Here is a 7231-nt window from a genome sequence, read left to right on the forward strand (position 1 = left end):
CAACCTCTCCAACTACCGCCTCCGCATGCTCCTCGTCGCAGGCGGACTCAACACGTGATCCCCACCGGAAGTCCGAAGAGCCGTCATGCCGACGCTGGCGTGGTTCGAGTTCCGCACCGGCAAGGAACTCGGTTCAGCCAGCGTCCAAGCGGACGCCAAGCAGCTGCTGCTGTGCGTCTACCTCTCCGGCACGGTGCTGATCGGGCTGGTGCTCAACGCTCTCCTCGGCTGGGCCTGGGCGGACTCAGTAGCCGCCCTGATCATCGCGGCGCTCGCCGTACGCGAAGGGATCGAAGCCTGGCGCGGAGATATCGAAGCACCCACCGACGTCCTCCATGACCTCGGCGGTCCGGCGAACGGCAGCACTGAGCATCACCAGCGCTGAGGGCTGAGGGCACCTGCGAGCTAAGGGCACTGAGGGCACGCCACATAAACCCGCCAGTGTATATACAGTAGTCTGGACGCGCAGGGCTACGCGCTGTGCAGATTCGGACCCGATACCGGACCCAGGGATAGTCCACCATGATCGATGAGGCTCTTACCAGAGTGCTGAATACTCAAAAACCGGCAGCATGATCATCCCATCGGCGGCGCGCAGAGACGTCGAGACGCTTCTTGCTCCCCTCCTCAGTCCCGTGGGTGAGCCCACGGCCGTCGTGATCACCTCCGATCCCGGCTTCGGCGTGACGACGCTGCTGACCGAACGGGTCCCTGCGCACGCTCCCAGTGCGGAGATCATCTCCGGCCAGTGGCACCCCACGGCCGCCGTGCAGATCTGCATCGGTCCCCCGGATGTGCCCGGCACCCCGCCGCCGGCTCATGTGCTGCGCCTCGTAGTGGGCTGCCAGCTGGTCAACGAGCTGCCGGAGTGGGTCACGGAGCACGGCCATATGGGCGTGGAGCTGTTCGTCGTCGGGCAGCTGCGTTTCACTGAGCTGACCGAGTACTGCTCGGCCCGGCTGGGCGGCCCCATCGACCTGGGCAGCGCTCACCTGCTGGGACAGGTATCCGGATACGTACCGGCTATGCTGGCCTGGCTGCTCGGGGAAGTGCGTCAGCAAGGGCTGCTGGTGCAGGTGGGCGGCCTCTGGCACCTGACCGGTGATGTCCAGCCGGTCTTCGACGCCTATATGCGCAGTTACCTGACCTCGGTGCCGGAGGCCCGTCGCCTGGCGGCTCACCGTTTCGCCCTCGAGGACCCCGCGCCGGCGGCGGACCTCGATGAGGAAGAGGAGCTGACCGCCCAAGGGCTCATCGGCATGGGCGTGATGCGCAAGCGCGACGACGGCAGGCTGCAGTGGCTGGTTCCCGGCGTCGCTGAGTCGGTTCGCCGGCTTGCCCCCGGCACCATGGTGAAGCGGATCATGGCGGACTCGCTGGCCTCCGGCCGGCCGACTCCCCAGGCGGTGCGTTGGGCGCTGCAGCAGGGGATGCAGGTTGACGATGGGCATTTCCTGCAGCTGATGGACCGGCTGCTGCGCGAGAGGAGCTACCGGGACGCGCTGAATCTGGCCAGGCTGTCGCTGCAGCGGGACCATTCTGCCGAGGTCCGCTACCAGGACAACCTGCTGGCCCATCACGCGCTGCGCGGACTGAACGATCCCGACGAGGCCCTGGCTCATCTGCGAGATGCCGAGACCGCCGCCGGGCAGCTGCCCTCCCCGGAGCACGAGAAGCGCAGCACCCACGTGGCAGCCCTGCGCGCGGAGGTGCTCGGCTATCAGAAAGGGGAGGTCGATGCCGCCGCGGCTCTCCTGCAGCAAGCCCAGCATCAGGCGCCTGACGATCAGGCTGCCGCCGAGTGCGCGGCGCGGCGCGTCATGCTGCTGACCTATACCGGGCACATCAGCCAGGCGATGCTGACACTGGAAGCTGAGCAGGAGACGGTGGGGGCAGCCGGGAACGCGTTACGCATCCGGTGCAAGATCGCCGAGGCGATTCAGATGGTCGCCTGCGGGCGCAGCCATGAGGCTTTCACCCAGCTGGTGAAGATCCGGCATCAGGCAGAACTCGCCCAGCAGAGCGATCGCACGGTGGGTGAGGAACTGGCCGCGGCGTTCTCCGCTGTCTCGCTCGCGGTGGACGGTCCCGACCAGTTCCCCGCACTTCTGGCCCAGCTGGGGGAGACGGAGAACACCCCGTCAACGCCGGAGACCGTCGGCTTCCACGTCGGGCTGGCGTCCTGGCACTGGCTGGCCGGCGATCTGGACAGCGCTCATCGCTACGCGGAGCTCGATGCGGCGGCCGCGGAGTACGGCGATCCCGCCGGTTACCGTTACCTCCTGGTGTCCCTGCTCGCTGCGACATCGGCGCTCCGGGGTCAGCGAACCCAGGCGCAACAGCGCCTGCATCAGCTGCCGGGCATCATGCTTCGGGCCTCTGGCGCCGCGCTGGGCGCAGCCCTGGCGCATCAGGTTGTTGCTCGCGTGACGCTGGGGGTCAAGGGCACTGAGGCCTGGGTGATGGAGACGGCGCAGGAGTTCTCCGACAGCGGTCTCTACGGCTGGGCTTCCGATGTGCTGTACTCGGCCGCGCGATTCGGCAGCAAGAGAGCCGCCCGTGCCCTGGTGGAGATCGAACCGAAGCTGCAGGGGCACGTTCATGCGCTCCGGGTGCAGCACGCCCGGGCGGTCATCTCCCAGGACATCCTGGCGTTCCACGCGGTCGCCGAGGAACTCCGCGCCGTGGGGCTGACCCTGTTCGCCGCCGAGGCCGCTGCCACCGGGGCGGCACTCGAAGCGAAGGATCCCGCGTCGAAACGCCGTTGCTCTGCGCTGGTCCATGAGCTGAAGGAGAACTCCAGCCTGGACAACCACCCGCTGCTCAGCCGGTTGCCGGACGGTGCCCGGCCCAAGCTCACCAGGCGCGAGGAACAGGTCCAGGGGCTGATCGCCCAGGGGCTGAGCAACGAGGAGATCGCGGCAAAGCTGTCCCTGTCCCGCCGGACCGTGGAAAACCACATCGCCAGCCTGTACCGGAAGACCGGACGCACCCGCCGTAACCCAGCCCGGCTCCGCTAACAGGCGGCCTGAAGGAGTCGCGGCCGAACAGGGCCCGTGTCTCCTCCATCAGCCCAGAGGCCCGCATGAGCAGGTTCCCGTCAGCGGGGTCCATCTCGACAAGGGTGTCGATGTCGCTTCCGGCTTCGGCGGTGCCGCGCGCACGGAACCGAACAGCTTCGGATTGGTCGCAGCATACTTGTCAAGGAGCCTGAAGAACTCGTCTCGGCGCGCATCAAGGAGCTCCCGCAGGACGCGAGTTTCGGGGCCCTCGCACCTGACTGGGACCGTTCGCGACTCGCATTCCCGTGGTGCTCCCGACGCGCCGACGCGTCCGGTTCCTGCTGAGGAACACCGCGCGAGCTTCGCCGCGGACGCACGGCCTCTCCGTTCCGAGAATTGAGTATTCAGCCCCCTATTTCCTGGGTGGAAGCTTGTGGTGAAGTGAACAGTGGCTGTACGCGGGACTTCCCGTTGCCGCCCCGGCCAGTGTCTTCGGCTACGAGGAATCTGGCAGGAGGAGGCCTCCCGCCTGAGGTGCCTCACCACCGACATGAGGATCCTTCAGCGTGCCTGCCTTTCCGGCAGCTGCGTGGCAGAACCTCGACGAGTAAGAACAACCTTCCTGAGCAGGAGAAGAGTAATGACTGACGCAATTGAGTCTCAGCGGACTGAGGCTATGCCGAACAAGCGCCGCAAGAAGGCCGCGGTGATCGCGGGTTCGATCGGCGTCCTCGGTGTGGCCGGCGCGTTCGCCTTCGCCAACTGGACCGACTCCGAATCGATCGGCGCGACGTTCTCCGGCGGAGAGTTCGATCTGGAGGTCGCCGTCGAGAAGAACGGCGACGGTGACTGGATCTGGCAGAGCGACACCGACGCCGTCGACTTCGCCGACCTGGCCGATGGCAACCCTGCCCTGAGCGACCCGTGGGGTCCCGGCGATGTCCGTGCCGCTGAGTTCGCGGTGCGGCTGGACCCGGACACCACCCACAACGCCGCTGTGACGTCCGCCGAGTTCGGTGACCTGTTCGACGGTGACTTCGATATCACCGTTGCCGGCATCGACAGCTTCACCCTGAACTCGAATGGCACCCCCGTGGAGTTCACCGTGACCTTCGCGGCCGAGAGCTCCTTGGAGCAGGAGGAGGTGGCCACGGGCGGCTGGACCTTCACTGCCACCCAGCAGTCGGTGGATTCCACCACGCCTGACAACTGAGGCTTCCAGAACTAGGTTCTGAGGTTCTGCCTGGCGGCTCGGGCTGGCGGCGGGCTGGAAAGCCCGGCAGCGCAGCTCGGGGTGCCGGGCAGGATCGCAGACGTGTAACGGCTTTGAAGAGTGTGAAGAGGAAGAGCATCTGATGAAAGACAATCGTCGCCGTAATGTGGTTCTTGGTTCGGTTGGTGTGTTCAGCGTGGCAAGTCTTGCGGCACTGGCGGCGTGGACTGCTTCTGAGTCCGTAGGCACGCAGCTGGGCTCCGGTGAGTTCGGGCTGCAGGTCGCCACCGCCCAGGACCGCAGCGGAGAATGGGCCTGGCAGAGCGGCACGGACGCGACGGACTTCGCCGAGATCGGTTTCGGGGAGCTGTTCAGTGACCTCGACTGGGCTCCCGGGGATACCCATGCTGCTCCTGTGGCGCTGCGCCTGGCCCCCGGGAGCACTCACCCGGCGCTGATCAGCCACCGCTTTGACGGCGCTGCCGGTTTCGATGACGCCTTCATCTGGGAGTATGAGCACGCCGGCGGTGCTGCGGCCCCGGATTTGGATGCCGGGATCATTGGTGACGGGGATTATGCCTTCGCGCTGATGCCCGGCCAGGAGGTCTATTTCGAGCTGACCGTTGAGGCCGATGACATCGCCCGCGGCCAGGACGTCACCGGCATCTGGACGTTCACCGCCGGGCAGCAGACCGAGGACTGGGACGGCTCAGACGCGTGGCGGCCAGATACACCGGCAGAGCACTTCCACCTTAGTGGCGGCATCATCAGCGGCTATGACTCCACCGCCGGCCCGAGTGATGTGGTGATCCCGGCCGAGATCAATGGTGACCCGGTCACCAGCATCGGGGTCGACGCCTTCCGCAATAAGAACCTGACCAGCGTCCGGATACCCGATTCGGTGACCAGCATCGGCGAGTATGCCTTCGCATGGAACAATCTTGCCGCGGTCACGATCCCGGATTCAGTGACGAGCATGGGATCCTACGCCTTCTTGTTCAATGGCTTGACCAGTGTCACGCTCGGTAACTCTGTGACCAGCATCGGACAGGGCGCCTTCAACACCAATCAGCTGACTGAGGTCACGATTCCTGATTCGGTGACGAGTATCGGGCATCAGGCCTTTGGAAACAATCAGCTGACCACTGTCACGCTCGGCAACGCTGTGACCAGCATCGGCGACAGCGCCTTCAGCCCCAACCAGCTGACTGAGGTCACGATCCCCGACTCGGTGACGAGCATCGGGCATCAGGCTTTCCGGAACAACCCTCTCAAGCTCGCCTCGGTGCACGTGGACACTCAGTTCAGCAGTAACGCCTTCCCCACCACCACTGATATTCGGATCCGGGACTGACTGATGCGCAAGGTGCTTTTGTTCCTCGGCGCGGTGGGACTCTGGGTCTTTGCCGCGTTCGGGGTGCTGGCGGCGGTGACGACGGTGGCGGGGATCTTCTTCGGGTACCAGATCAAGCTGATCAGCACGGGCTCGATGGTGCCGACGCTGCCGATCGGCTCTGCCGTGCTGACCCAGGAGCGCAGCGCCTCCACCGTGGAGGTCGGTGACATCGTCGCCATTGACTCCGAGCGCCTGGGGGCTCCGGTGATCCACCGGGTCACGGAGATCGAGCACGCCCAGGACGGCACGGCGACCATCCATATGCAGGGTGACGCCAATACCGCGCCTGATCCCTTCCCCTACGAGAACGTCGCAGAGGTCAGCGCCTATGTCTTCCACGTGCCGGGCGTGGCCGAGGCGATCGCCTTCCTGGGTCAGCCGCTGTCGATCCTGGGAGTCGGGGCGGTGGCTTCCGTGCTGATCTTCTGGGCTTTCTGGCCGCGGAAGAGACCCGCCACGGACCCGGCACAGTCAGCCGCCTCTGATGAGCATGACCAGGCCGCGGGGCCGCTGGAGGCTCCCGTGAATGCCACCCTGCACGCAGATGATCGACCCCGCCGCGCGAGGCGGGAAAAGAAGGAGTTCGGGCATGTCTAAGAAGATCCGCGGTGCCGCGGCGCTGCTGACTGCGCTGCCGTTCATTCTTGGTGCAGGACTGCCCGAGGTGGACCTGCGGGACGCGGAGCCGGTCCAGGAGGTCTACCGCGGCGAGCATGTGGTGCTGACCTCCGTGACGGCGCCTGACGCCTTTGAGAATCTGGCTCCGGGGCAGACCGTGGCCTGGGACATCCATGTGGAGGCGGTCGACGATGCCGCCGTGCAGCTGAACGTGGAGTCCTCTGGCGACCTCAGCATCGAGACGGTGATCCTGGCGGCGGACAAGCCGCTGGAATTCGGCGGTGAGGTCGGTGAGCTGACCACCCCGGACACCGGTGTGATCGGACAGGGCGATCCTGCCACCGGAGTGAGCACCAGGTACGGCTATGTCGCCGATGCCGGTACTGTGCGGATCTTCGTGACCAGCAACGGCGAGGCAGCCGGCGAATCCAGCTATGTGGTCGCGGACGTCTTGGCGTTGCCGGCTGAGGCGGTCTTCGACTGGTATCAGGACGATGAGCCGGACCCCGGCAAACCTGGCGCACCACGGCCGCCGGACGGCTCCGGCTGGGAGGACCCGGAGGAGACGAGAGTGACTCCGCCGGGGACGGACTCCGGCGGGAACCATGCCGGGCGGGGAGGTGACGGCTCCTTGGCCGTCACCGGCACGAGCGTGCTTGCCCTGCTGCTCGCAGCCCTTGGTGCAGTGCTCGCCGGGGTTGGGGCGGTGGTCCTGGCGCACCGCAGGCAGACGAAGACGGGCGGCTGAGGGGAAGACGATGTTGTTGAGGAAGCTGCTGACCGGGGCGGCCGGGCTGGGTGTCTTGGGGCTGGGCGTTCTGGGCCTGAGTGCCACCGGCGCTGCCGCTGCCGGGTGGACGGACGAGGCCTCTGCCGGGTTTCGGGCGCAGGCCGGGACTTTCGGCGTGAGCAGTGATATTGCGACCGCTCTGAGCTTTGAGCCTTTCACGCCGGGTGACGTTCAGGGTGCGCACTTCACGCTCGGTCATGACGGTTCCACCG

General features: G+C 66.3%; 6 protein-coding genes and 1 pseudogene. All 7 read left to right on the forward strand.

Annotation, left to right across the window (positions count from 1 at the left end):
* Positions 1–82 precede the first annotated feature (82 nt).
* Positions 83–385, forward strand: a pseudogene (locus IEW13_RS17045) (cation efflux transmembrane domain-containing protein); the annotation flags it as partial.
* 187 nt (positions 386–572) lie between these two features.
* Positions 573–3020 (forward strand): helix-turn-helix transcriptional regulator, encoded by a 2448-nt coding sequence (locus IEW13_RS17050; protein WP_188552107.1) that lies wholly within the window; start codon positions 573–575, stop codon positions 3018–3020.
* A 622-nt stretch (positions 3021–3642) separates the two neighbouring features.
* Positions 3643–4215, forward strand: a complete 573-nt coding sequence (locus tag IEW13_RS17055; RefSeq protein WP_188552108.1) for a hypothetical protein — start codon at positions 3643–3645, stop codon at positions 4213–4215.
* A gap of 142 nt (positions 4216–4357) precedes the next feature.
* Positions 4358–5569: a leucine-rich repeat domain-containing protein gene (locus tag IEW13_RS17060; RefSeq protein WP_188552109.1), complete on the forward strand. Its 1212-nt coding sequence runs from the start codon at positions 4358–4360 to the stop codon at positions 5567–5569.
* A 3-nt stretch (positions 5570–5572) separates the two neighbouring features.
* Entirely contained in the window at positions 5573–6208 is a 636-nt protein-coding gene (locus IEW13_RS17065) for a signal peptidase I (protein ID WP_188552110.1), read from the forward strand.
* The gene (locus IEW13_RS17070) at positions 6201–6977 is read left to right on the forward strand and encodes a hypothetical protein (RefSeq protein ID WP_188552111.1); all 777 of its coding nucleotides are present in this window, start codon (positions 6201–6203) and stop codon (positions 6975–6977) included. The genes IEW13_RS17065 and IEW13_RS17070 overlap by 8 nt, the downstream gene beginning before the upstream one ends.
* Before the next feature lie 16 nt (positions 6978–6993).
* Positions 6994–7231 (forward strand): hypothetical protein (locus tag IEW13_RS17620; RefSeq protein ID WP_229745281.1); only part of this gene is annotated, 238 nt, incomplete at its 3' end.

It is taken from the genome of Sediminivirga luteola (genome assembly GCF_014639315.1).
GTDB classification, from domain to species: Bacteria; Actinomycetota; Actinomycetes; order Actinomycetales; family Brevibacteriaceae; genus Sediminivirga; species Sediminivirga luteola.